Origin of the sequence: Roseococcus sp., assembly GCF_965227005.1 — a bacterium.
In the GTDB taxonomy this organism is placed as follows: Bacteria; Pseudomonadota; Alphaproteobacteria; order Acetobacterales; family Acetobacteraceae; genus Roseococcus.
Genome location: NZ_CBDDFJ010000003.1, coordinates 1 through 24,550, shown reverse-complemented (window position 1 = coordinate 24,550; position 24,550 = coordinate 1). Strand labels below are relative to the sequence as shown.

Below are 24,550 nucleotides of genomic sequence, written 5' to 3'. Positions count from 1 at the left end.
ATCAGACCTTGTCGGCGGCGCGAAGGCGCCAGATGGCGAAGGGCAGGGATTGGGGGTCGAGGCGGAGGTGCCGGTGGGTGCCCTCCCAGCGTTCCTCGCCGCCCTGCCAGAGATCTTCCGCGAGCAGCGCCGCGCCCCAACCGAGGCCCAGCACGGCCTGCGGCAGCTCGATCCACGTCTCCAGTGCCTGGTGCGGGTCCATCGACACCGCGACGAGCACGATGCTGGAGCGATCCTCCGTGGCCTTCACGAAGAGCAGCACGCCGTCATGGCCGGAAGCGAGGATGGTGGTGCCGAGATGCGTGTGCAGCGCAGGGTTCTGCCGGCGCAGCGCGTTCAGCCGCGCGATCTCGGCGCGGATATGGCCGGGGCGTTCGTGGTCCCAGACGCGGATCTCGTATTTCTCGCTGTCGAGATAGTCTTCCTTGCCCGGCTTCTCCGGGCGCGCCTCGCAGAGCTCGAAGCCGTTATAGATGCCCCAGAGGCCCGAGAGCGTGGCCGCCAGCGCCGCGCGGATCAGGTGGCCGGGCCGTCCCGAGTTCTGCAGGAAGACCGGGTTGATGTCGGGCGTGTTCACGAAGAAATGCGGGCGGAAGAAGTCCGCGACGGGGGCCTGGTTCAGCTCCGTCATGTACTGCCCCAGCTCCCAGGCCTGATTGCGCCAGGTGAAGTAGGTGTAGGACTGCGAGAAGCCGACCTTGGCCAGGCGATACATCACCTTGGGCCGCGTGAAGGCCTCTGAGAGGAAGACGCAATCGGGATCGCGCGCGCGCACATCGGCGATCACCCACTCCCAGAAGGGCAGGGGCTTGGTGTGCGGATTGTCCACGCGGAAGAGCTTCACGCCCTCCTTCGCCCAGAACAGCACGACGTCGCGCAGCGCGACCCACAGCGCGGGTACCGCGCCCTTCGCGTAGAAGTCGACGTTGACGATGTCCTCGTACTTCTTCGGAGGGTTCTCGGCGTAGCGAATGGTGCCGTCGGGCCGCCAGTCGAACCAGTCGGGATGCTGCTTCAGCCAGGGATGGTCGGGCGAGCACTGGATGGCGAAGTCCAGCGCCAGCTCCAGCCCTTCCTTCGCCGCCGCGGCCACCAGCCGCCGGAAATCCTCGAGCGTGCCGAGCTGTGGATGCAGCGCGTCATGCCCGCCCGCTTCGGAGCCGATGGCATAGGGGCTGCCGGGATCGTCGGGGCCGGGGGTGAGGGTGTTGTTGCGGCCCTTGCGGTTCTTCTTGCCGATGGGATGGATCGGCGGGAAATAGAGCACGTCGAAGCCCATCTCGCGCACGCGCGGCAGTTGCGCGATCACGTCGTCCAGCGTGCCGTGGCGCCTGGCGTCACCGCTCTGCGAGCGCGGGAAGATCTCGTACCAGGCGGCGAAGCCGGCGGCGCGGCGCTCGACGTCGAGCGTCAGCAGCGGCTCCTGGATCACCTGGAAGGGACGCTGGTCCGCCTTGATCATCAGCGAGACGACACGCGGCATGGCGAAGAGCTCGACGGCGCCGGCGGCATCCGCGCGGGGCAGGGCCTTGAGCAGCGCCTTGAGTTCCGTCGCCTCGCCGCGCGGCAGTTTCGCGAGGGCGGCCTCCAGCAGCACCATGCCCTCGCGCCGCTCCAGCGCGATGTCGACGCCGGCGGCCTGCTTCTTCGTGATCTCGTCGAGGAAGGCGGCATAGACATCGACCCAGGCGCAGACCGTGTAGACGTGCCGTCCCACGCGATCGGGCAGGAAGGTCGCGCTGTGGATGTCGTTGAGGCTGTGCCGCATGGGCACTTCGCGCCAGGCCTTCTCGTCCGAAGGCCGCCAGAGCAGGCGCACGGCCAGCTTCGTGGCGCCATCCGTGAAGACGTCGGCGGTGACGGTGACCGGCTGGCCGACGATGCGCTTCACGGGGAAGCGCCCGGCATCGACCTCGGGGCGGATGGCCTCGATGGCGATGCGTGGCGATTGCGCGAAGGCAGTCGCGGCGCGCGCGGCGGCTTCGGGCTTGAGGAGGACCGGCTTCGTCTCCTGGAACGCAACGGCGCGCAGCTCGCCGGGCCGCAGGGCGATGCCGCTCGCCAGCTCGGCGCTCCGGCTGGGCCGGGGCAGCAGGCCCAGCACCTGCGCCGCGGAGACGGTCGCGGCATCGGTCAGCGAGGGATTGGCCAGGACGACCCGCGCCTCGCTCTCCCGCAGGACCACGGCCACGGCCGCCTGGGGGCCGGAGAGCAGAAGCGGCGCGTCGGTGGCCGCGGCGCGCTGCCCGCGTTCGGCATTCGCCGCGCGCACGACCTCGCGCAGGTCCAGGCGCGGATCGCGGCGCAGCTCGGCGAAGGCGCCGGCCTGGCCCGCGCCATGGCCCATGCGCTGGAGGTCGCCGAATTCGAAACCCATGGGCATGAGCCACGCCGCGCCGGTGAGGGCGGCAAAGCGCAGCGCGCGCTCGGCCGCGACATGGCCCAGCTCGCGGCTGGAGAAGCCCGCCGCCAGGCGTCGCGCGAAGGGCGCCTCGGGCATGGTCAGGAGCGGGGCGACGCGGCAGAGCCGCGCGGCCTCCTCGCCCCACCAGGAGGCTTCGTAGTCCCACCAGGGCAGCGAGGAGGCGGCGAGGTCGAAGCCGCAGCCCGCCAGATCCGCCACCTGATCGGTGCTCCGGCCCTGTGTCCAGGCGAGGAAGACGGCCTCGGGATGGCCCTGCCGCGCGCCCTGGATGATTTCCTTCCAGAAAGCGCCGCCCGCGCCGGCATCCAGGCAACGAAACCCCGCGACGCCGGCCTGCATCCAGCCGGTCAGCCGTTCCCGCCACCAGCGGCGCGGGCCGGCGCTGGAGGCGAGCGCGGCCCCCTGCGACATGGGCCCGCGCGGATCGGGCGGCAGGCCCTCGCGCGGATCGGGCAGCCGCCAGTCCGGATGCTCGCGCAGCAGGACGGCGTCGGTGTCGAGACGATCGGTGGTGAGATCGAGGATCAGCGAAAGCCCGGCCGCGCGCGCCTCTGCCACGATGCGCCGAAGACCCTCGCTCGCGTCGCCGCCACCCAAGGCCGCATGCAGCCTGTCGTGATCGGCGGTGAGGAAGACCGAGTTGTCCCGCCCCGTGGCGAAGACGGGCGGCAGCACCAGACCCTCGAATCCGAGGGCGGCGATGCGCGCGAAATCACCGGCCCAGCTGTCGAGCGGGCCGGCGAGAAGGTGGTGGAAATAATAGAGCGATCGGGGTGGGGTGGCACCAGCCAACAATCAGGCATCCTTCCGGCAGGACCGTGCATCGGTCGGGGTCTGCTGGGCTAACCGCCTCGGCGCGTCCGGGTTGCCATCCGGCACGCCGAGACCGTCATCCATCGGCCTCGTTCAGAGATTCACCAGGAAGGGATCGAAGTCGTTGGAATCCGGGTGGTCGATTTCGTCGGCCTCTTCCGAGGAGAAGCGGTCGAAGGGTTCGAAGCCGCCTGGCTCGAGGAAGGGCTCGGGATCGTTCAACATGCGGCCTCCTGCCAATGCTTGGCGTAGGAACGCGGCAGGTTACGAAAAGTTTCAGTCGGTGGGCCCCGCGCCCTGCGCGCCGCCGAAGGCGCTCGCCCGGAAGCGCTGGGCGTGTCGCCCTTGCTTTGGCCGAGCGCCTCGGGCAGCGTTGCGGCGAGGCCGATCGGAACATGAATCGGCCCAGCCAGGGAGACAATTGCCATGACGTCCAGCACGTCCATGTCACGCCGTTCCGTGATCGCCGGCGCTGCCACTTCGGGAAGCCTGCTGATGGCCGGCTCGGGCGCCGAGGCGCAGCCCGCCAAGCCCGCCGAGCTCAAGATCGGCATCACCACCTTCCTCTCCGGCCCGGCCAGCGTCTTCGGCGTTCCCGCCAAGCAGGCGGCCGAGATGCTGACCGACCAGATCAACGCGGCCGGCGGCATCGGCGGCGTGCCGATCCGCCCCATCTTCGTCGATGAAGGCCCCGGCACCGAGCATCTGGTGGGCGAATTCCGCCGCCTCGTGCAGTCCGAGGGCGTGCACGTCGTCTTCGCCTCCATCTCCTCGGGCTCCTGCCTCGCCTGCACGCCGCTGTCCGACGAGCTGCGCAAGACGACGGTGCTGTGGGATTGCGGCACGCAGCGCATCTTCGAGGAGGGCAACCACCCCTACGCCTTCCGCACCCAGGGCTACGGCACGCCCGAGGTGCTGGCGCCGCTGCTCTATCTGTTGAAGCACAAGCCGGACTTCCGCAGCATCGCCGTCATCAACCAGGACTATGCCTGGGGCCGCGATTCCTGGGAGCTTTGGAAGACCGCGATGGACGCGATGAAGCCCGGCGTGCGCGTCGTGGCCGAGCTCTTCCCGCGATTCAACAGCACCGATTTCTCGACCGAGATCACGCGTCTGCTCGCGCTGCGCCCGGACGTCATCCTCTCCACCTCCTGGGGCGGGGAGCTGGTCACGCTGGTGCGTCAGGCCAGCGAGCGGCGGCTGATGGAGCGCTCGCTGATGGTGCTACCGGTGGCCGAGGCCTCGATGCCCTCGCTCGGGCGCAACATGCCGGCGGGCCACATCATCGGCTCGCGCGGCGATCATTGGATCAACCATCCGCGCCCGCGCGACAAGGCCTCGCTCGACCGCTTCACGGCCGCCTATCAGGCGCGCTTCAACCAGCCCAGCATCTACCCCTGCCATCACATGGCCCAGGCGCTCTCCGCGCTGCAGGCCGCCTATAACAAGGCGATCGCGGCCAAGGGCGGCGCCTGGCCGAACGACCAGGAGCTGGCGGCGGCCTTCCGTGGCCTGACCTTCGACACGCCCACCGCGACGATCACCATCCGCGAGGACGGCCAGGGGCTGGAGGACCAGATCGTCGGTCTCTCCTCCTTCAACCCGGCCTATCCCTATGCGGTGCCGGAGAAGATGATGCTCTACCCCGCCGCAGGCATCAGCGCGCCGGTCGGGCAGAAGAGCGTCGACTGGCTCAAGACGCTGCGCGCCGGCATGGAGAACACCGCCGGCTCGGCGATCTAGCAGGAGCGCAGGCGCATGTATGGCTGGTTCGAGGAGAACGGGCTGCTGCTCGGTCTCGCGCTGCTGGACGGGCTCGCCTATGCGGCGCTCGTCTTCATGGTGGCGGTGGGGCTGAACCTCGTCTTCGGCGTGCTGCGCGTGCTGAACGTCGCCCATGGCTCGCTCTATGCGATCGGCGCCTATGCGGCGGCGAGCCTGGGCCTCTTCCTCTCGGCGCGGGGCCTGCCCGACTGGGCGAGCCTCGCCGTGCTGGTGGTCGCGGCCGCCTTGGTGGGCGGCATCCTCGGCCCGCTGATCGAGCGGGTGCTGCTGCGGCGGATCTATTCGCAGGAGCCGGTGCTGCAGCTCCTCGTCACCTTCGCGCTCTTCATGATCCTGGAGGATGTGCAGAAGCTGGTCTGGGGCACGCAGCCCGTGCAGAACGACGCGGCGATGCGCCTGCTCGGCAATTTCGACGTGCCCTTCGCCGGCGACTTCATCCCCTTCACCGCCTACCAGCTCTTCGTGCTGCCCGGCGTGGCGGTGGCGACGCTGGTCGGCCTCGTCTGGTTCCTGCGGCGGACGCTGACGGGGCGCGTCATCGTCGCCGTCACGACCGATCGCGAGGCCGCGACGGCCATGGGCATCGACGCCTCGCGCATCTATCTGCTGACCTTCACCTTCGGCGCGGTGCTGGCCGCGCTGGGCGGGGCGCTATCCTCGCCCACGGCCTCGCTGGTGCCGGGGCTGGGCGCGCAGACCATCGTGCTCTCCTTCGCCGTGGTGGCGACCGCGGGGCTCGGTCAGATCGAGGGCGCGGCGCTGACCGCGCTGATGATCGGCCTCGCCCGTTCCATCGCCGTCTACTTCATGCCGGAGGCCGAGGTGCTGACGCCCTATCTCATCATGGTGGCCGTGCTGCTGGTCCGCCCCCAGGGCCTCTTCGGGGCGGCGGAGACGCGGCGGATATGAGGCGCCCCCAATGAGACGAACGGAAACGATCCTCGCGATCGCGGGCGCGGCGCTGCTGGTGCTGCTGGCCTTTCTCGCGCCCTGGCTGCGCTTCGTACTGACCATCGCACTCGCCAAGGGCATCGCGGTGCTGGGCATCCTGCTGCTGCTGCGGGCGGGGCAGGTGAGCTTCGGCCACGCGCTCTACCTCGCCTTCGGTGCCTATACGGTGGCCTTCCTGGCGCCCTCGACGCCCGAGGCGCTGATCCTGATGCCGGTGGCCATGCTGCTCTCGGGCGCGCTGGGGCTGGTGGTCGGTCTCTTCGTCTCGCGCTACCGCGAGATCTTCTTCGGCATGCTGAACCTCGCGATCAGCATGGTCTTCTACTCGCTGCTGGAGAAGCTCTACCACTACACCAAGGGCACCGACGGCATCCGTGTCGGCGTGCCGCGCTTCATGGGCATGACGCTGGAGCGCGACCAGTTCGAATGGGCGATGTTCGGCACCGCTCTGGTGCTCGCTCTGGCCATCGGCTTCTTCGTGCGCCTCTACCTCGCCTCGCCGATGGGGCAGGCGCTCTCGGCCATCAAGACGCGCGAGACGCGGCTGGAATTCATGGGCCTGCCGGCGCGCGGCGTGCTGCTTTCGGCCTATGTGCTCTCCACGCTGATGGGCGGGCTGGCGGGCAGCATCATCGCCATGACGACGCGCCATGTGACGCCGCTGCTCGGCTACTGGACCGTCTCGGGCGAGCTGGTCTTCATCGCCATCCTGGGCGGGGCGGGGGCGGCGCTCGGTCCCTTCCTCGGCGCGATCACCTTCGAGCTGGTGCGCGTCTATGCGGCGGCGAGCTTCGCCGATGCCTGGCAGGCGATCCTCGGCCTCGTGCTGATGGGGGTGATCCTGTTCTTCTCGCGGGGGCTGTGGGGCATGGTCGAAAGCCTGTGGAGGAAGCGCGCATGAGCGACGTCCTCCTCTCGGCCCAGGGGCTGCGCCTGGCCTTCGGCGGCGTGAAGGCCGCCGACGGCATCGACCTCGACGTGATGCGCGGCGAGTTCCTCGCCATCATCGGCCCGAACGGCGCGGGCAAGACGACCTTCATCAACATGACCACGGGCTATCTGCGCCCCCAGGCCGGCACGATCAGCTACGAGGGCCAGTCCATCACCGGCATGGCGCCGCGGCGCATCGTGGCGCGCGGCATCGCGCGCTCCTTCCAGCTGCCGCAGCTCTTCACCGAGCACACCGTGCTGGAGAACGCGGCCCTCGCCATCGCCGCGCGCGAGGGGCCGTGGTCGCCCTTCCGCCCGCTGCTGCGCCCGGCCTGGCGCGAGGAGGCCGAGGATCTGTTGGAGCGCTTCGGCCTCTCGGCCATCGCCGATTCCCGCGCCGACGCGCTCAACGAGGGCGCGCGCAAGCTGGCCGACATCGCCATGGCCGTGGCACTCAAGCCGCGCCTGCTGCTGATGGACGAGCCCACCTCCGGCGTCGCCGCCAACGAGAAGATGCAGGTGGTCGAGACCCTGGCCCGCGTGCTGCGCGCCGCCCAGGTCACGGCCGTCTTCGTCGAGCATGACATGGATGTGGTGGAGCGCTTCGCCGACCGCGTGGCCGTGTGGTCGCAGGGCAAGATCGCGGCCCTCGGCCCACCCGCCGCCGTGCTGGCGGACCCCCAGGTGCAACGCGACGTGATCGGGATCGAACGCCATGCTGCGGCTTGACGGGGCTTCGGTCGATATCGCCGGCGTGCCGGTGCTGCGCGGCGTGTCGCTGCACGTGCCGCCGGGCGGGCGCGTGGCGCTCATCGGGCGCAACGGCGCGGGCAAGACCACCACGCTGCGCGCGCTGATGGGGCTGCTGCCGCTGCGCGGGGGCAGCGTCTCCGTGGCCGGCGAGGAGGCCTCGCGCGTGCCGGCGCATTTCCGCGCGCGGCTGGGCGTGGGCTATGCGCCGGAGGACCGCCGGCTTTTCGGCACCTTCACCGTGCAGGACAACATGCTGCTGCCGGCCCAGGTGCTGAAGCTGGACCCGGCCGAGACGGCGCGGCGGATGGAGGCGGTCTTCACTCTTCTGCCGGAGCTGCGCGATCTCGCGCCGCGCAAGGCGGCCGGCCTCTCGGGCGGGCAGGGCAAGATGGTGGCCCTGGCGCGCGCGCTGATGATCGGCACCCGCGCGATCCTGCTGGACGAGCCCTTCCAGGGCCTCGCCCCCGCGCTCGCCCTGCGTTACGCCGAGGCGCTGCGGCGGTTGCGGGATGCGCTGCCGGACGTCGCGATCCTGATCACGGAAAGCAATCCCGGCCTGCTGCGCCCGCTGGTGGACAGCACCTATGTGATCGAGCGCGGCGAGATCGCGCCCGCCTGATCAGCTGCCCTTCGGGGCGGTATCCGGCGGCATGGAATCGCCCAGGCCCAGGCTGCGCTGCATGCAGACCGTGTCGATCCAGCGGCCGTGCTTGTAGCCCACCGAGCGCAGCGTCCCCAGGCTCTCGAAGCCCTGGCCCAGATGCAGCCGCAGCGAGGCGACATTGCCGCTGTCGCCGATCATCGCGATGATCTGGCGGTAGCCCAGCACCTCGCAGCGATCCACGAGCGCGCGCAGCAGGGTCGTGCCTACGCCCCGCCCGGCGATGTCGTGGCGCAGGTAGATCGAGTTCTCGACCGTGTTCCAATAGGCGCGGCGTGGGCGATAGGCGCTCACATAGGCATAGCCGAGCACCACGCCGTCGCCCTCGGCGACGAGATAGGGATAGCCCTGGGCGGCGAGCACGTCGTGCCGCTTCTGCATCTCCGCCGCGCCCGGCGGATCCGTCTCGAAGGTGGAGGTGCCATGCAGGACATAATGTCCGTAGATGGCGGCGATCGCCTCCATATCGGTGTCGCGGACGGGCCGCACCGTGATGGTGGCGGTCTGCACCGGATCGGCATCCATGGCGTGTAGACCTTTCTGTTCCGCAGCCTGAGCAGGCCATTAAACGCAACAGAGGGGATCGCGCCAGGATACCCCGGCAAAAGAAGCGCGCCCGCAGGCAGGGGCATGGAAAAGCGGCGCCGCCTTCCCATGCCCCGCCCCATGCCCTTGCCAGGTCAGGCCGCGACCTCGACCATCACGAGCTCGGCCTCGTCATTCGCGACGATGACGATCTCGTCCTCGCGATAGATCGCCGCGCCGTCGCGCGGGCCGAGCGGCGTGCCGTTCACGCTGGCGCTGCCCTTGGCCGCGACCAGATAGGCGGCGCGGCCTTCGGCTAGCGGGTAACGCAGCTCCTGGCCCTTGGAGAGCGTCGTCGCCATCACCGCGGCATTCGCGTTGATGGGCAGCGCGCCCGCCTCGGTGTCTCCGGGACGTCCGCCGGCCAGCACCTCGAAGCCTGCCTCGCGCCCGGCCTTGGGGAAGGTCTTGGCGCCCCAGTTGGGCTTGGCGCCGCGCACGTCGGGCATGATCCAGATCTGGAACAGCGTCGTCTTCGTCGGCTCCAGATTATACTCGCTATGGGTCACGCCCGTGCCGGCCGACATGATCTGCACGTCGCCCGCCTCGGTCCGGCCCTCATTGCCCAGGCTGTCGCGGTGGGTGATGGCACCCTCGCGGACATAGGTGATGATCTCCATGTCGCGATGGGGGTGCGGATCGAAGCCGTGCCCGGCGGCGATCTCGTCGTCGTTCCAGACGCGCAGCTTGCCCCAGCTCATGCGGGCGGGGTCGTGATAGCCCGCGAAGGAGAAGTGATGGCGGGCGTTGAGCCAGCCGTGGTCGGCGTGGCCGAGGGTGTCGAAGGGGCGGATGTCGATCATGGATTTGATCCCGTGAGCCGGTTTGTGGCTTCGAGGGAACAGATAGTCGCCCGGGGGTGCCCTTCGCCATGCCGGCGAATGGATCATCCATATTCAGCTCATTGATGACGCGTCCGGAGCAGGTCGAGGCCCTTGGGCGTGGGCGCGACGTAGAGGCCGCCATCGGCCGCGCGGCGGTTCTCGATGACGCCCTCCTCCATCGCATCCTCCCAGACGGTGAGGCGCGGGCAGGAGGTGCGCCAGGCCTCGATGGCCTCCGCATAGGGGCGCGGCGCGCGGGCGAGCCACTCCACCATGTCGAGCATGAGGGCGTTGATGACGGGTGTGCTCATGGGGTGTTCATCCATCCGGAGATCAGGAGCCAGGCGCCCTGGGCCAGGTAGAACAGGCCGATGGCGGTGATCAGCCGCTTCGACCATTTGCGGAAGCTGGTATCCGTCATCGCGTCCAGCACGCGGCGGGCCAGCGTGGTGCCGAGCATCGAGCAGGCGACGCCCATCACCGCCAGCCCGATCGAGACGCTGCCGGAATTCGGGATCAGCGTCGCGAAGTAGACGAATTTCAAGGCGTGGCTCACGACCTGGCAGAAGGCCTTGGTGGCGACGATCTGCCGCCGGTCCTGCTCGGCCCGGCCGAGGAAGAAGGTGTCGGAGAGCGGGCCGGTCACGCCGGTCACCAGCATCAGCATCATGCAGGCCGCGCCATAGGCGAGCCCGTGCGAGATGCGGTCGGGATCGGGCCGCAGCGAGGCGGGCAGCGCGCGGGCGAGGAAGGGCGTGGCGCCGAGGGCCAGCAGCGCCCAGGGCTTGTCGGGCACGAACTGCACCGTGGCCCAGGCGGCCGTCGCCAGCACGGAGCCGGAGAGGTAGGCGCCCACGCTGCGCCAGCGGACGTAGCGGATCCACAGGATGGCGCGCCAGCCGTTGGAGCCGATCTGGGTGATGGCATGCAGCGCCATGGCGTCGGGCAGCGGCATCAGCGCCAGCAGCACGCCGACGAGGATCAGCCCGCCCGCCATGCCGAAGATGCCCGAGAGCAGGGCGGTGCAGATCATGACGGCGCCGAGCAGCGCGGTGAGGGTGAGCGACATGGCGCGGAATCTGCGCGCTGGCGCAACGATGCGAAAGGGAAGATATTCAGGGCTGACCCTCAGCTTTCCTGGGGCTAGAGCATCACCCGATCAGACGGAATCGTCTGGTCGGGTAGAGATGCTCGAAAAAACCAAAGAGCTGGAGATTTCGAAGTGAGCCCTTGCGAACGAAGAAGGCTCTAGGGATCAGATGTCCAGAAGCCTGCCCTTCCTGAACGGGTTGCGCGCCTTCGAGGCCGCCGCGCGCCATGGCAGCTTCGCCGCCGCCGGGGCGGAGCTGCATGTCAGCCCGGCCGCGGTCAGCCGGATGGTGCGTCTGCTGGAGCTGCGGCTGGGCATCGCGCTGTTCGAGCGCGGCGCGAACCGCCTCGCGCTGACGGCGGCGGGCGCGGCCTATCGCGTGGGGCTGGGCGGCATCTTCGACGAGCTGGAGCGGCTGACGGTCGCGACCATGGCCCAGGCCGGCCAGCGGACGCTGATCCTCGGCGTGGGGCCGAGCTTCGCCACGCACTGGCTGATCCCGCGCCTGGCCGACTGGCACGCGCGCGCGCCGAGCATCCAGGTGCGCGTCACGACCGGCGGCGCGGCGGCCGCCTTCGACGAGGGCTGGAGCTGCGGCATCCGGCTGGGAAGCGGGGAATGGCCGGGCTTCGAGGCCACGCCGCTCTTCGCGGCCGATCTGCTGCCGGTCTGCGCGCCGGCTTTGGCGGCCGGGCTGGCGCGGCCGGAGCAGCTGGCCGGCGTGCCGCTCCTGCGGGTGGCGCATGCCGCCGAGGACTGGCCGCTCTGGCTGGAGGCGCAGGGGCTCGGCCGGATCGCGGCGCGCGGGCCGGTCTTCGACTTCTACGGCCAGGCGCAGCAGGCGGCGGCGGACGGCCTGGGCGTGGCGATGGGCATCCGGCCCTATATCGACGACGCGCTGCGGCTGGGCCGGCTGGCCACGCCCTTCGCGGCCTCGGTGCCGAAGGAGAAGGGCTGGTTTCTCATCCATCGGCCGGGCCGCGAGAAGGACCCCGCCTTCGCCGCCTTCCGCTCCTGGATCGTCGAAGCGGCCGCGTGAAAACCCAGCCTGGATGTGCTGAGATGGGGGCAACCCATCGTCGGTGCCCAGCTGAGGATCGCACCATGGAACTCGCCGTCCGCCACTCCGCCTCCTCGACCGGCGCCGTCATCTACTGGCCCGGAAGGGCGCCGCCGCGCGGCGGCGTGGTGTGTCTGCACGGGAGCGAGGGCGGGTTCGCGGGCTGGAACGACGTGACCTGCGCCCTGCTGGCCGCCAACGGCTTCGCCGCCCTGGCGTGCAACTACACCCCGGAGAGCCGCTGGCCGAGGCAGCCGGATATCGACGACGTGCCGCTGGAGCGCGCGGAGACCGCGCTGCGGTCGCTGCGGGAGGAGCTTGCGCCGTATGGCTGCGGCCTCGGCCTGTTCGGAATGTCGCGCGGGGCCGAGCACGCGCTTCTGCTCACCCAGCTGCTGGCCGAGGACGGCGCTTCCATTCAGCCCGATGCCGTCGCCGTCCATGCCCCTCCCGATGAGGTCTGGCCCGCCTTCATCGTGGCCGATTTCGAGACCGGCCTGCCCTGGGCGGGCGATCGTCATCGTCCCCCATGGTCCTGGTGGGGCACCCACGAGCGGACCCGCCCGGGAACGCTCCTCGGCGCGGCGGCCTTCCCTTGCCCCGTCTTCATCGCGCAAGGCACGCGGGACAATGTGTGGGGCGACGAGATGGCGCGGCGCCTGGTCGCGCGCATGACCGAGGCGGGGGCGGCACCGGAGGCCCACTTCTTCGAAGGGGAGGATCACACCTTCGGGGCGGAGGGCCGGAACCTGGAGGGGAGCCTGGTCATCGACTTCTTCAGCCGACATCTCGCGCCGGGCCGATGACCGGGTTGGCGGCGGACGTGCCTAACGGCACATCAGCACGGGCACGTCGCTGTTCTCCAGCACATGCCGCGTCACGCCGCCCAGGATCAGCTGCCGCAGCCGCGAATGGCTGTAGGCGCCCATGCAGAGCAGGTCCGCCCCGAAGTCCCGCACGCCGCCCAGCAGCCCCGCGCCGACATCCTTGGTCATCGGCTTGAACTGCATCGCCTCGGCCGAGATCTCGTGCCAGTGCAGATAGGCCAGGATGCCCTCCACCTTGGGCCCGCGGCGCTGATACTCGTCGGCGTAGAGGATGCGGCGCGCCTCGGCGCGGTGCAGCCAGGGCAGGGCCGCGTCGATCGCGGCGGCGGATTCGGCCGAGCCGTTCCAGGCGCAGCAGACGCGCGTGCCGATCGTCGCCGGCGCCACGCGGGGCGCGATCAGCACGGGGCGGCCGCTGTCGAAGAGCACGGCGTGGAGCGCGTCCGAGCTGGAGACATCCTCGTCGGCCTCGGGGTGGGGCACCACGGCCATGTCGTAGAGGCGCGACTGCTGGGCGACGACATCCTCCTCGCGGCCGGCGATGGATTCGAAGGAGAGCGTCGGCCCGTCGGACTTGAGCGCCGTCTCGGCGGAATCGGCGATGGTGATGTCGCCCGCATTGGCGGCGAAGCGCTGGAACATGGCGCGGACGCGCCCGGCGCGATCGCCGCTCTCGCGCTCGGTCGCGGCCATCATCTCCTCGATCATGGCGCCCGACAGGCCCTCGCCCGCCAGCGGCGCGACGTCGCGCGCATCGACGCGCACGTGCAGGCAATGGACATGCGCGCCCCATATGCGCGCGACGAGCAAAGCGGTGGCGAGAGCGGCTTCTCCCGCGGCGGTTCCCGTGAGCGGCAGAAGCAGGCGGCGATAGGCCATGGCGATGTCCTCGAAACCGATTGATCCGACTTGGTTATGGCGGGCCGTAAGGCAGTAAGTCCAGCATCTTGCACGCAGTTGCGCCGGCAGTGGAAGTGACGTCGAGTCGGGTCCAGTCGATGACGCCGGGATCGCGCCCGGCCAGGGCCTCCAGCACGGCGACGTCGGCATCCGAGGCGTCGCCGGTGCGCGACGCCACGCGGGCGCGCAGGATATCCAGCGGCGCCTCCAGCCAGAAGCCATGGAACCGGGGCGTGACGGCGGCGATGGCGTCGCGCTCCGCGGCGGCGAGATAGGCGCCGTCGGCGACGACCGACCGGCCGGCTTCGAGCGCGAGGCGCGCGCCGTCGCGCAGCGCGGCGAAGACCCGCGCGCTTTCGCGGGGGGCATAGGCCGTCGCGGGCAGGCGCTCTTCCGGCGGAACGCCGTGCAGGCGCTTGCGGATCTCATCGCTGCGCAGCTGGACCGCGCCGGGGGAGGGGCCGAGCGCGGCGGCGAGGCGCCGGCCCACCGTCGTCTTGCCCGTCCCCGGCAGCCCGCCGATCGCGACCAGCACGGGCGGGGGCGCGGGCTCCAGCCAGTCCAGCGCGGCCGCCATCAGCCGCGAGGCGTCGCCGCCCGTCCGTGCCAGGACATGCGCGCGGATGAAGGCGCGCAGCGAGAGCCACAGCGGCAGGCCGCGCAGCAGCGCCACGTCCCCGGTGCGGGCGATGTAGCGGTTGAGCACCCGGTTGGCCGGCCCGCGGCCGTGCCGCATCGCGAGATCCATGACGAGGAAGGCCAGGTCGTAGCCCGTGTCGATGGTGGCCAGCGCCTCGTCGAATTCCAGCGCGTCGAAGGGCGTGGGGCGGCCCTCCATCAGGCAGAAATTGCCCAGATGCAGGTCGCCATGGCAGCGGCGGAGGAAGCCGTCGCGCGCCCGCGCGGCGAGCCAGGGCCTCAGCGGATCGTGCAGGGCCAGGGCGGCCTGCGACCAGCGCTGGACGTCCTGCCGAGGCAGGCCCGCGGTCAGCCCCGCCTCGCGATTGCCGGTGATCACGCCGGTCATGTCGCCGCCGCCCTCCCGGCGCGGGGTGGCGGCATGCAGGCTCACCACCGCGTCCGCCAGGGGATCGAGCAGCGCCGGCTCGAAGGGGCGCTCGCAGAGGAAGGCGTCGGCGGGCAGGCGGCGCATGCGCAGCACCCATTCCACCGCCGCGCCTTCGCCGCCGAAGCGCAGGCCCTCCGGCCCGCGCGTGAGCTTCTCGACGCCCAGATAGAGCTGCGGGGCATGCGGGGCGTTGAGCTCGTATTCGCGCTTCACCAGCCGCTCGCGGTCCTCCAGGCGGGTGAAGTCGAGAAAGCCGAGGTCCACCGCCTTCTTCAGCTTCAGCGCCTCATGGGCGCCGAGGAAGACGGCGGAGATATGCGTCTGCGTCACGCCACCGCCGGTGAGCCGGGCGAGGAAATCGGCGGCCTCCCGCTGCCCGGGGGGCACCACCACCATCAGGGGTAGAGCGCTTCCTCGCGCCAGGTCCCGCCTTCGGGGAAGAAGACGCGGCGCTCATGCAGGCGGAAGGGCATGTCGCGCCAGAACTCGATGCGGTCGGGCACCAGGCGGAAGCCCGACCAGAACTCCGGCCGCGGGATCGCGCCCACGCCGAATTTCAGCGTGTATTCCGCGACCGCCTTCTCCAGCGCCCAGCGGCCCTCCAGCGGGCGCGACTGGCGCGAGGCCCAGGCGCCGATGCGCGAGCCGCGGGCACGGGTGGCGTAATAGGCGTCGGCCTCCTCGGCCGTGACGGCCTCGACGCGGCCCTCCACGCGCACGCTGCGCCGCAGCGACTTCCAGTGGAAGCACAGGGCCGCGAAGGGATTGGCGGCCAGTTGGTCGCCCTTGCGCGATTCGAGGTTGGTGTAGAAGACGAAGCCCTGCTCGTCCTGGCCCTTCAGCAGCACCATCCGCGCGGAGGGGCGTCCCTCGGGCGTGCTGGTGGCCAGGCACATGCCGTTGGGGTCGTTGGGTTCGGATTTCTCCGCCTCGGCGAACCATTCGGCGAAGAGGGCGTAGGGGTTGGTGCTGTCGGCCATGGCCCATCCTTAGACCGGATTGCCTCCGGCGAGAATCCGGCCCCGCGGCGGGATGGAGGAAATCATGCCGGTTTCATGCATTCCGGAACAAGCCAAGGGCCTTGCCCGGTTCGGGGCCATGTGTCACCACCACTGACGCCCACCACCCGCCGCGGCCCCGCGCCGCGCCAGAACTACGGATCGACATGAAGGAAGACGCAGCCCACGCCCTGCCCACCGGGACGCTGATGCAAGGCCGTCGCGGCCTCATCATGGGCGTGGCCAATGACCGCTCGATCGCCTGGGCCATCGCCCGGGCCTGCGCGGCGCAGGGCGCGGAACTGGCCTTCACCTATCAGGGTGAGGCGCTGGAGAAGCGCGTCCGCCCCCTGGCGGAGAGCATCGGCAGCGACATCGTCATCCCCTGCGACGTCGGCAGCGACGAGGACATGGACGCCGCCTTCGGCGCCATCGAGGAGCGCTGGGGCAAGCTCGACTTCTTCGTCCATGCCATCGGCTTCGCGGACAAGCAGTACCTGCGGGGCCGCTTCATCGACACCCCGCGCGAGGCCTTCCTCCAGGCGCTGGACATCTCCTGCTACTCCTTCGCCGCCACCGGCCGCCGCGCCGCGGCCCTGATGAGCGAGGGCGGCTCGCTGCTCACGCTCAGCTATCTGGGCGCCGAGAAGTGGGTGCCGCACTACAACGTGATGGGCGTGGCCAAGGCCGCGCTGGAGGCCTCGGTGCGCTACATGGCAGCCGATCTCGGGCCCAACGGCATCCGGGTGAACGCCATCAGCGCGGGGCCGATCAAGACGCTGGCCGCGAGCGGCATCGGCGACTTCCGCTATATCCTCAAGTGGAACCAGTACAATTCGCCGATGCAGCGCAATGTCGGGCTGGATGAAGTGGGCGGGGCAGGGCTCTACCTGCTGTCGCCGCTCAGCACGGGCGTCTCGGGCGAGGTGCATCACGTGGATTGCGGCTACCACATCGTGGGGATGAAGAACCCCGACGCGCCCGACCTCACCATCGACAAGGGCTGATCCCCTCGTCGTCGCAGGCTCCCCCCGCGATGGGGGAGCGGGCGGTGAGGACTGCCGGGAACGCCCCTTCGAATCTCCTCGCGCTTTACCTTACGTCATGTAAATTTGTGCCGTAATGAAATTTGCAGCGAGCCGCCCAAGAACGCGGCCGCGGGGAATTCGGAAAGGATGGCGTTCTGATGAATCGTCGCAATATCGTCGCCGGGACGGCCGCCGGCGCCCTGGGCGCCGCCGCTCTGGCCGCCCCGGCCCTGGCCCAGGCCATGCCCGAAGTCCGCTGGCGCTGCGCCTCTTCCTTCCCCAAGTCGCTGGACACCATCTTCGGCGCGGGCGAGCACGTCGCCAAGCGCGTCCTGGCCCTGACCGACGGCAAGTTCCAGATCCGCGTCTTCGGCGCCGGCGAGCTGGTTCCCGCGCTCGAGGTCGCCAATGCCGTCACGGGCGGCACGGTGGATTGCGGCCACACCGCCTCCTACTACTTCGTCGGCAAGGACCCGACCTTCACTTTCGATTCCACCTGGCCCTTCGGCTTCAATTTCCGCCAGCTCAATGCCTGGATGGAGCATGGCGGCGGGCGCGTCGCACTTCGCGAATTCTTCGAGCCGATGAACATCGTCTCCATGCCCGCCGGCAATACCGGGGCGCAGATGGGCGGCTGGTTCCGCCGCGAGATCCGCACGCCGGAGGACCTGCGCGGCCTCAAGTTCCGCGTGGGCGGCTTCGCGGGCAATGTGCTGGCTAAGCTCGGCGTGGTGCCGCAGCAGATCGCGGGCGGCGACATCTATCCGGCGCTGGAGCGCGGCACGATCGACGCCGCCGAATGGGTCGGCCCCTATGACGACGAGAAGCTCGGCTTCAACCGCGTCGCGCCCTTCTACTACTATCCCGGCTGGTGGGAGGGCGGGCTGAACCTGTCCTTCTACAGCAACAAGCCGAAGTACGACGCGCTGCCGCAGCTCTACAAGGAAGCGTTGGAAAGCGCCTGCCGCGACGCCACCATCGAGACGATCTCCAAATACGACGCGGTGAATCCGCCCGCGCTGCGCCGCCTCGTCGCCGCCGGCTCGCAGCTGCGGCCCTTCCCGCGCCCGGTGCTGGAAGCCTGCTACAACGCGGCCAACGAGCTCTATGCCGAGACTTCGGCGGCGAACCCGATGTTCAAGAAGATCTACGACCACGCCAAGGCCTTCCGCGACACGACGCTCCCCTGGTTCCGCGTGGCGGAGAACACCTTCGACAGTTTCAACTACCTGATGCAGTCGCAGGAGCAGCAGCGCCGCTGAGCGGAGGGCGGCAGGATGGGCCCGCTTCTGAGCGCCAGCCACGCGATCGACGTGCTGAACCGGTGGGTCAGCCGGCTCGCCGTCTGGGCCGTTCTGCTGGCCTGCGTGGTCAGCGCCGGCAATGCGGCCGTGCGCTACCTCGTCTCCTACAGCTCCAATTCCTGGCTGGAGGTGCAGTGGTACCTCTTCACCGTGATCGTGATGCTCGGGGCGGGCTACACCCTGCACCGGAACGAGCATGTGCGGGTGGACCTGGTCTACGGCAACCTGCCGTCGCGCGCGCGGCTGTGGGTGGATGTCTTCGGACTCGTCCTCTTCCTGGGGCCCGCCATGGCGATGCTCGCCTGGATGACCTGGCCCTTCTTCCTCGACAGCTGGCAGCGGCAGGAGAGCTCCTCCAATGCCGGGGGGCTGCTGCGCTGGCCGGTGAAGCTGATCCTGCCGATCGGCTTCGCGCTGATTTTCCTGCAAGGCATTTCCGAGCTCATCAAGCGCGTCGCGGCGCTGATCGGCACCGCCCCCGACGAGGTCGAGCTGGTGGCCGAATACGTGCGCCCCGAGCAATAGGACACCGCCCCGGATGAGCCTCGAACTCATGCCGCCGATCATGTTCGGCGGCCTAGTGATCTTTCTGCTGATCGGCTTTCCGGTCGCTTTCTCGCTGGCCGCCACGGGGCTCTTCTTCGGCTTCCTCTCGATCGAGATGGGCTTCTTCACCACCGCCTATCTGGGCAATCTCCCGCTGCGGATCTTCGGCATCATGTCGAACGACCTGCTGCTCTCCATCCCGTTCTTCACCCTGATGGGCGCGGTGCTGGAACGCTGCGGCCTCGCCGAGGATCTGCTGGAGGGCACCGGCCAGCTCTTCGGCAAGGTGCCGGGCGGTCTTGCCTTCGCCGTCATCCTCGTGGGCGCGGTGCTGGGCGCGATCACGGGCACGGTCGCGGCCTCGGTCATCGCCATGGGCATGATCTCGCTGCCGATCATGATGCGCTACGGCTACGACATGCGGATCGCGACCGGCGTCATCGCCGCCTCGGGCACCATCACCCAGGTGATCCCGCCCTCGCTGGTGCTGATCATCCTGGGCGACCAGCTCGGCCGCTCGGTCGGCGACATGTATGCCGGCGCCATCGGCCCCTCGATCCTGCAGATCCTGCTCTTCATGGCCTTCATCGCGGGTGTGGCGATCTTCGCGCCCCACAAGGTGCCGCCGCTGCCGCCGGAGGCGCTGACCGTGCGCGGCTGGCCGCTCTACTGGCGCGTGATGAAGGGCATGGTGCCCTCGATCGTGCTGATCTTCCTGGTGCTCGGCACCATCTTCCTGGGCCTGGCCACGCCGACCGAGGCGGGCGCGATGGGCGCCGTGGGCGCCATCGTCCTCGCCTGGATCAACGGGCGCTACACCTGGGCGCTGCTCTACCAGGCGATGGAGAGCACCATGCGAATCACCGCCATGGTCATCTTCATCCTCGTGGGCTCGACGGTGTTCAGCCTGGTCTTCCAGGGCGTGGACGGCGGGCTGTGGATCGAGCATCTGCTGTCGCACATCCCCGCGGGTCAGGTCGGCTTCCTGATCTTCGTGAACATCTTCATCTTCTTCCTCGCCTTCTTCCTCGACTTCTTCGAGATCGTCTTCATCGTGATCCCGCTGCTGGTCCCGGTGGCGACCAAGCTCGACATCGATCTGGTGTGGTTCGGCGTGCTGCTCTGCGTGAACATGCAGACGAGCTTCATGCACCCGCCCTTCGGCTTCGCGCTCTTCTACCTGCGCGGCATCGCGCCCAAGGAGGTGAAGTCCAGCGACATCTACTGGGGCGCGATCCCCTGGGTGGGGCTGCAGCTGGTCCTCGTCGCGGTCGTCATCTTCTGGCCCCAGAGCGTGACCTATTGGCTGGACCGCGGGACGGGGGTGGATCCCTCCACGGTGCAGATCGAGGTGCCCATGCCCGATTCAGGGGATGACGAGGCGGCGCCGCCGGTCTTCTGACGCCCTCGGAAGGGGCTAAGGGAGGGGGCGGTCAGCCCTGCCGCAGCCGGTCCACCGTGCGCTGCGCCGTATCCGCCTCCAGCTGGAAATGCTGGAGCGCGAAGCCCGCCATGCCGAGGGCGATCTCGCGCTCGCCCATCACCACCAGCCCCACGCCGTCGAGCCGGCCGAGGAAGCTCGCCTCCTCGTCGTTATGCGCGCGCGCGGTCGCGGCGATGGTGGGGTTGGCCGCCCGCGCCATGTCCAGCACGCGCCGGCAGCCGAAGGCGTCGGGCATGGCCAGGATGATGAGGCTCGCCGTCTCCGGCCGCGCGGCCTTGAACACCTCGGACTGGGCGGCATCGCCCCAGACGACGGCCATTCCCTTGGCGCGCAGATCCATGGCCACGCCGTGGTCGGCCTCGATGGCGACATGGGGAATGTCATGCTCGGCCAGGGCCTTGGCGACGACGCGGCCCACGCGGCCATAGCCGGCGATGATCGCATGGCCGCTGAGCCCCGGCGGCACCGCCGCGAAGGCCCGCACCCCGGAACGGCGCGCGATCCAGGCGCGGTAGCGCCGCTCGCCGACCAGGCGCGTGGCCAGCTGCTCGGACAGCGAGAGCGAGATCGGCGTGAGGATGATGGTGAGCGTGGCGGCGGCGAGGATCGGCCCGCGCGCGGAGGCGGGCAGGACGTCGAAGCCGATGGCCAGCTCCTGGAGCACGAAGGAGAACTCGCCGATCTGCGCCAGCCCGCCCGCCACCGTGGCCGCCGTGGGCAGGGCCACGCGCAGCAGGGTCAGCAGGATCAGGATCGCCATGCCCGTGCCCAGCAGGGCGCAGAAGGAGGCCGCCAGGGCCAGCCAGGGCGCGGCCAGGATGGCCACGGGGTCCACCAGCATGCCCACCGAGACGAAGAACAGCGCCACGAAGATGCGCTGCAGCGGCATGGTCTCGGCGGCCGCCTGATGGCCCTGCGGGCTCTCGGCCAGCAGCACGCCGGCGAAGAAGGCCCCCAGCGCTGGCGAGACGCCGAAGAGCGCGGCGCAGCCGAAGGCCGTCCCCAGCGCGGTGACGACCACGGCCAAAGTGAAGAGCTCGCGCGAGCCGGTCGCGGCCACGGTGGCCAGCAGCCGCGGCAGCAGCACGCGGCCCGCCACGCCCAGCAGCAGCACGAAGGCCACCAGCTCCACCGCGGTCTTGGCCAGGGCGCCGCTCAGCTCGCCGGGATTGCCCGCCAGCACCGGCAGCAGCACCAGCGCCAGCACGACGATGAGGTCCTGCGCCACGAGCCAGCCCAGCGCGACCCGGCCCGCCTCGCCGGCCAGCCGGCCGCGTTCCTCCAGCGTGCGCGTGGCGACGGCCGTCGACGAGATGGAGAGCGCGAGCCCGAAGACGATCGCCGGCCCCACCGAAAGGCCCAGCACCGTCCATCCCAGCGCCCCGCCCAGCGACGTGCCGATGACGACCTGGCCCAGCGCACCCGGCACCGCCACCCGCCACACGGCCGCGAGATCGCGCGGGCGGAAATGCAGCCCGACGCCGAAGAGCAGCAGCGCCACGCCGATCTCGGCCATGGCCGAGGTCATCCCGTGATCGGCGACGAAGCCCGGCGTATAGGGGCCGACCAGGAGCCCGGCGGCGAGATAGCCCAGCAAGGGCGGCAGCCGCAGCAAACGGGCCACGAGCCCCAACCCGAAGGCGAGCGCGAGCGCGACGACGAGAGTCGCCAGAAGTGACGAAACGGCATGCATGGAGGAAGGCTAACCCGCTCTTTACTTAACGCGCCATGGGGCGGCCGCGATCTCTTTGCCGCGGACATCGCGCGGGGACGGAAAGCTCGTGGCGCAGGGCGCCGCCACCCAGTGGCCGCGCGCTCGCGCCCAGGCTAGGAAAGGAGGGCCATGAGTCACAACAGCTTCGGTCACCTCTTCCGCGTCACAACCTGGGGCGAAAGCCACGGGCCCGCCATCGGCTGCGTCGTGGACGGCTGTCCACCCGGGCTCGAGCTGGACGAGGCCTGGATCCAGCCCTTCATGGACAAGCGAAAGCCCGGCACGTCCAAATTCGTGACGCAGCGGCAGGAGCCGGACCAGGTCCGCATCCTGTCGGGCGTCTTCGAGGGGCGCACGACCGGCACGCCCATCGCGCTGCACATCGACAACCAGGACCAGCGCTCCAAGGACTATGGCGAGATCGCCAAGTCCTTCCGTCCCGGCCATGCCGACATCGCCTATGAATGGAAATACGGCATCCGCGACTATCGCGGCGGCGGGCGGGCCTCGGCGCGCGAGACGGCGATGCGCGTGGCGGCCGGCGCCGTGGCGCGCCGCATCCTGGGCGCGGGCGTCGTGATCCGCGGCGCGCTGGTGCAGATCGGCGCCGACAGGATCGACCGCGAAGCCTGGGACTGGGATCAGGTGGGCCGCAACGACTTCTGGTGCCCCGACGCCAAGGCCGCGATCCGCTGGGAGGAACAGCTCTCCGCCGTGCGCAAATCCGGCAGTTCCGTGGGCGCGGTGATCGAAGTGCGGGCCGAGGGGGTTCCCGTCGGGCTCGGGGCTCCCATCTATGGGAAGCTCGACGCGGAAATCGCGGCGGCGCTCATGTCCATCAACGCCGTGAAGGGTGTGGAGATCGGCGATGGTTTCGCCGCCGCCGCCCTCTCCGGCGAGGAGAATGCCGACGAGATGCGGATGCGCCAGGACGGACATGTGGAGTTCCTCGCCAATCACGCGGGCGGGGTCCTCGGCGGCATTGCCACCGGGCAGCCCATCATCGCCCGCTTCGCCGTGAAGCCGACGAGCTCGATCCTGACGCCGCGCCAGGCGGTGACCCAGGCGGGCGGGAACACCGACCTCCTCACCAAGGGCCGCCACGATCCCTGCGTGGGTATCCGGGCCGTGCCGGTGGGCGAGGCCATGCTGGCCTGCGTGCTGGCGGACCACCTGTTGCGCCACCGGGCCCAGAACCCCGGGGCGCCGATCCTCGGGCGGCTGCCGCGCGAATAACGCGGGTTGAGGCACGGGAAGGAATCCTGTTAGCGTGCCTCGTGATACCGATCGGTATCACTCTCGATGTTCCGCACATCCCGACGAGGGCTCATGCCGCCTGCTGAATCGACGACCGCCGATGCGAGCGCGCTGAAGGCCTTCGTGGCCCTGGCGGGCGCCGCCACCTGGCGCAAGCGCGTGCTGCACCTGGGCACTCAGGCGCAGCCGGGCTCCCTGGCCGGGCGCGCCGCGCAGCAGCGCCACATGCTGGAGCTGATCCTCGCCCGGCTCGACCGGCCTGAGATGATGGCCAAGGCCGGTCGTGCCGATCGCCTGGTGCTGGGCTTCGCGCGCGAGGTCACGGGCCTCGCCCGCCTCCTGCCCGATGCCGGGCGCAAGCGGCTGAAGGCCATGCTGGCCGAGGGCCTGGCCGGCCAGGCGAACCTCATCCCGCTCTTCCACCTCGTCCGCACGGCCTCGCTGCTGCGCGCCCGCGGCTTCGAAGTGCGCTTCGACGGCCTGCAGGACGGCGCCGACCACGACCTGCGCATCGAGCGCGGCGGCGCGGTGACCGAGGTGGTCTGCGAGACGGTCTCGGCCGAGGAGGGCCGCCCGTTGCATCGCGGCCATTGGGCGATGCTGGTGGACCGCGTGAATCCCGAGCTCCAGACCTGGCTCGCCGCCCATCCCGGCCGCTACATCCTGAAGATGACCCTGCCCGAGGGCGTGTCCGACACGGCGCAGCTCGCCGATCTGCACACGCGCATCTCGGCCATGCTGGCCGATGAGCGGCGGCAGGATTCGAGCGCGGACGCCGTGCTGAAGCTGGACCCTCTGGTGCTGGCCGGCGCCCAGGCCGCGAGCGACCCGCAGCGGGGCCTGCCGGCGCAGCTGCGCCAGGTCTTCGGGGTGGAGGCGCATCTGGCCGTCACGGCCGATCCCGCGAGCGGCAGCGTGCTGGTGATGGCGGCCCGCTCGGGGCGCGAGAACGCGATCTCCCAGGCCGTGGCGCGGCGGCTGGCCGCGACGGCGCAGGCGCGGCTGTCGGGCCGGCAGCCCGGCATTCTCGCCGTCTTCCTCGACGATCTGGAGGCGGCCGAGTGGAACTCGCTGCGCAACACGCTGGAGCTGGAGGGCGCGGTGCGGCGCTTCCTCACCGAGCCGGTGGCCCGGCGCGTCGTGGCCGTGACCTGCACGACGCGTCAGGAGTTCTTCGGCGTCGGCGCCTCGGTGCCGGAGGGCGAATTGCGCTTCCGCAATCCGGGCCATCCGGCGGCGAAGCATGCGGGGCTGGAGCCCGCGATCAGCAGCAACTGACCAGGGTCAGTTGGAGGCCAGCCGCGCGGCCAGGCGCGTCACATCGACCGCGCGGGTGACCGCCTCGTATTCCTCGCCCAGGATCACGAAGAGCGCCTCATCGGCCGGGTTGCTGCCATTGGCGCGGTTATAGGCCGCGACATGGCAGTGCATGAGCGTGGCCGCGGCCTGCGAGCGATGCACCCCGCGCGTGCCCTTCACATGCTTGTAGATGCCCTTGGCCGAGCGCTTCATCCGGTCGAGCAGCGAGACGCCCGCGGAGAGGCTGGAGCCGGCGATGAAACCGCCGGCCGCCCCGAAGATCGTGC

Annotated in this window: 25 protein-coding genes; 13 read left to right on the top strand and 12 right to left on the bottom strand. The window is 70.1% G+C overall.

Annotated elements, in window-relative coordinates; all coding sequences use genetic code 11:
* Position 1: 1 nt before the first annotated feature.
* The 3 genes from ACO057_RS00350 to ACO057_RS00340 all read right to left on the bottom strand — a co-directional run bounded on the left by ACO057_RS00350 (position 2) and on the right by ACO057_RS00340 (position 3,684).
* On the bottom strand, positions 2–3,217 hold the full coding sequence (locus ACO057_RS00350) for a maltotransferase domain-containing protein (RefSeq protein WP_421988359.1): 3,216 nt from the start codon (positions 3,215–3,217) through the stop codon (positions 2–4).
* Positions 3,218–3,331: 114 nt separating this feature from the next.
* Positions 3,332–3,463: a hypothetical protein gene (locus ACO057_RS00345; protein WP_421988358.1), complete on the bottom strand. Its 132-nt coding sequence runs from the start codon at positions 3,461–3,463 to the stop codon at positions 3,332–3,334.
* On the bottom strand, positions 3,457–3,684 hold the full coding sequence (locus ACO057_RS00340) for a hypothetical protein (protein WP_421988357.1): 228 nt from the start codon (positions 3,682–3,684) through the stop codon (positions 3,457–3,459). Before ACO057_RS00340 ends, ACO057_RS00345 begins: the two co-directional genes overlap by 7 nt.
* On the opposite strand from ACO057_RS00340, the gene ACO057_RS00335 reads away from it, so the two are divergent.
* Genes ACO057_RS00335 through ACO057_RS00315 form a run of 5 tightly spaced genes read left to right on the top strand, consistent with a single transcriptional unit; the run spans position 3,683 to position 8,276 of the window.
* Positions 3,683–4,981 carry an ABC transporter substrate-binding protein gene (locus ACO057_RS00335; RefSeq protein WP_421988356.1) on the top strand — a complete coding sequence of 433 codons (1,299 nt, stop codon included), beginning with the start codon at positions 3,683–3,685 and terminating at the stop codon, positions 4,979–4,981. The two genes, ACO057_RS00340 and ACO057_RS00335, sit on opposite strands and share 2 nt — an antisense overlap.
* Before the next feature lie 15 nt (positions 4,982–4,996).
* A complete protein-coding gene (locus ACO057_RS00330; RefSeq protein WP_421988355.1) occupies positions 4,997–5,932 on the top strand; it encodes a branched-chain amino acid ABC transporter permease in 936 nt (311 codons plus the stop codon).
* 10 nt (positions 5,933–5,942) lie between these two features.
* Positions 5,943–6,875: a branched-chain amino acid ABC transporter permease gene (locus ACO057_RS00325; protein WP_421988354.1), complete on the top strand. Its 933-nt coding sequence runs from the start codon at positions 5,943–5,945 to the stop codon at positions 6,873–6,875.
* Positions 6,872–7,633 (top strand): ABC transporter ATP-binding protein, encoded by a 762-nt coding sequence (locus tag ACO057_RS00320; protein ID WP_421988353.1) that lies wholly within the window; start codon positions 6,872–6,874, stop codon positions 7,631–7,633. Before ACO057_RS00325 ends, ACO057_RS00320 begins: the two co-directional genes overlap by 4 nt.
* Entirely contained in the window at positions 7,620–8,276 is a 657-nt protein-coding gene (locus tag ACO057_RS00315) for an ABC transporter ATP-binding protein (RefSeq protein WP_421988352.1), read from the top strand. The genes ACO057_RS00320 and ACO057_RS00315 overlap by 14 nt, the downstream gene beginning before the upstream one ends.
* Here ACO057_RS00315 and ACO057_RS00310 read toward each other — a convergent pair whose 3' ends face one another.
* From ACO057_RS00310 to ACO057_RS00295, 4 genes are all read right to left on the bottom strand, one after another.
* Positions 8,277–8,843: a GNAT family N-acetyltransferase gene (locus ACO057_RS00310; RefSeq protein WP_421988351.1), complete on the bottom strand. Its 567-nt coding sequence runs from the start codon at positions 8,841–8,843 to the stop codon at positions 8,277–8,279.
* A gap of 155 nt (positions 8,844–8,998) precedes the next feature.
* A complete protein-coding gene (locus ACO057_RS00305; RefSeq protein WP_421988350.1) occupies positions 8,999–9,706 on the bottom strand; it encodes a pirin family protein in 708 nt (235 codons plus the stop codon).
* A 98-nt stretch (positions 9,707–9,804) separates the two neighbouring features.
* Complete coding sequence (locus ACO057_RS00300; protein ID WP_421988349.1) at positions 9,805–10,038, bottom strand: hypothetical protein; 234 nt, start codon at positions 10,036–10,038, stop codon at positions 9,805–9,807.
* A complete protein-coding gene (locus ACO057_RS00295) occupies positions 10,035–10,796 on the bottom strand; it encodes a TSUP family transporter (protein WP_421988348.1) in 762 nt (253 codons plus the stop codon). Before ACO057_RS00295 ends, ACO057_RS00300 begins: the two co-directional genes overlap by 4 nt.
* A gap of 190 nt (positions 10,797–10,986) precedes the next feature.
* On the opposite strand from ACO057_RS00295, the gene ACO057_RS00290 reads away from it, so the two are divergent.
* Both ACO057_RS00290 and ACO057_RS00285 read left to right on the top strand, forming a co-directional pair.
* Positions 10,987–11,856, top strand: coding sequence for a LysR substrate-binding domain-containing protein (locus ACO057_RS00290; protein ID WP_421988347.1), 870 nt, complete (start codon positions 10,987–10,989; stop codon positions 11,854–11,856).
* Positions 11,857–11,921: 65 nt separating this feature from the next.
* Positions 11,922–12,683 carry an alpha/beta hydrolase family protein gene (locus ACO057_RS00285; protein ID WP_421988346.1) on the top strand — a complete coding sequence of 254 codons (762 nt, stop codon included), beginning with the start codon at positions 11,922–11,924 and terminating at the stop codon, positions 12,681–12,683.
* Between the two features lie 21 nt (positions 12,684–12,704).
* Here the strand turns inward: ACO057_RS00285 and ACO057_RS00280 are convergent, their stop codons facing one another.
* Genes ACO057_RS00280 through pdxH form a run of 3 tightly spaced genes read right to left on the bottom strand, consistent with a single transcriptional unit; the run spans position 12,705 to position 15,653 of the window.
* Positions 12,705–13,583 carry a universal stress protein gene (locus tag ACO057_RS00280; RefSeq protein ID WP_421988345.1) on the bottom strand — a complete coding sequence of 293 codons (879 nt, stop codon included), beginning with the start codon at positions 13,581–13,583 and terminating at the stop codon, positions 12,705–12,707.
* 34 nt (positions 13,584–13,617) lie between these two features.
* On the bottom strand, positions 13,618–15,069 hold the full coding sequence (locus ACO057_RS00275; protein WP_421988344.1) for an AAA family ATPase: 1,452 nt from the start codon (positions 15,067–15,069) through the stop codon (positions 13,618–13,620).
* Positions 15,069–15,653: a pyridoxamine 5'-phosphate oxidase gene (gene pdxH / locus ACO057_RS00270; RefSeq protein ID WP_421988343.1), complete on the bottom strand. Its 585-nt coding sequence runs from the start codon at positions 15,651–15,653 to the stop codon at positions 15,069–15,071. Before pdxH ends, ACO057_RS00275 begins: the two co-directional genes overlap by 1 nt.
* 185 nt (positions 15,654–15,838) lie before the next feature.
* Here pdxH and fabI point away from each other — a divergent pair, with 185 nt between their 5' ends.
* The 4 genes from fabI to ACO057_RS00250 all read left to right on the top strand — a co-directional run bounded on the left by fabI (position 15,839) and on the right by ACO057_RS00250 (position 19,951).
* Positions 15,839–16,678 (top strand): enoyl-ACP reductase FabI, encoded by an 840-nt coding sequence (fabI, locus tag ACO057_RS00265; RefSeq protein WP_421988342.1) that lies wholly within the window; start codon positions 15,839–15,841, stop codon positions 16,676–16,678.
* Positions 16,679–16,857: 179 nt separating this feature from the next.
* Positions 16,858–17,961, top strand: a complete 1,104-nt coding sequence (locus ACO057_RS00260; protein ID WP_421988341.1) for a TRAP transporter substrate-binding protein — start codon at positions 16,858–16,860, stop codon at positions 17,959–17,961.
* Between the two features lie 15 nt (positions 17,962–17,976).
* A complete protein-coding gene (locus tag ACO057_RS00255) occupies positions 17,977–18,528 on the top strand; it encodes a TRAP transporter small permease subunit (RefSeq protein ID WP_421988340.1) in 552 nt (183 codons plus the stop codon).
* Between the two features lie 13 nt (positions 18,529–18,541).
* Entirely contained in the window at positions 18,542–19,951 is a 1,410-nt protein-coding gene (locus ACO057_RS00250) for a TRAP transporter large permease (RefSeq protein ID WP_421988339.1), read from the top strand.
* 31 nt (positions 19,952–19,982) lie between these two features.
* Here ACO057_RS00250 and ACO057_RS00245 read toward each other — a convergent pair whose 3' ends face one another.
* On the bottom strand, positions 19,983–21,686 hold the full coding sequence (locus ACO057_RS00245) for a cation:proton antiporter (protein ID WP_421988338.1): 1,704 nt from the start codon (positions 21,684–21,686) through the stop codon (positions 19,983–19,985).
* Positions 21,687–21,836: 150 nt separating this feature from the next.
* Here ACO057_RS00245 and aroC point away from each other — a divergent pair, with 150 nt between their 5' ends.
* Positions 21,837–22,943: a chorismate synthase gene (gene aroC / locus ACO057_RS00240; protein WP_421988337.1), complete on the top strand. Its 1,107-nt coding sequence runs from the start codon at positions 21,837–21,839 to the stop codon at positions 22,941–22,943.
* 93 nt (positions 22,944–23,036) lie between these two features.
* Positions 23,037–24,242, top strand: a complete 1,206-nt coding sequence (locus ACO057_RS00235; protein WP_421988336.1) for a hypothetical protein — start codon at positions 23,037–23,039, stop codon at positions 24,240–24,242.
* Positions 24,243–24,248: 6 nt separating this feature from the next.
* On the opposite strand, the gene ACO057_RS00230 is transcribed toward ACO057_RS00235, so the two are convergent.
* Positions 24,249–24,550, bottom strand: a 302-nt coding sequence (locus tag ACO057_RS00230) for a hypothetical protein (protein WP_421988335.1), incomplete at its 5' end; no start/stop codon positions are given.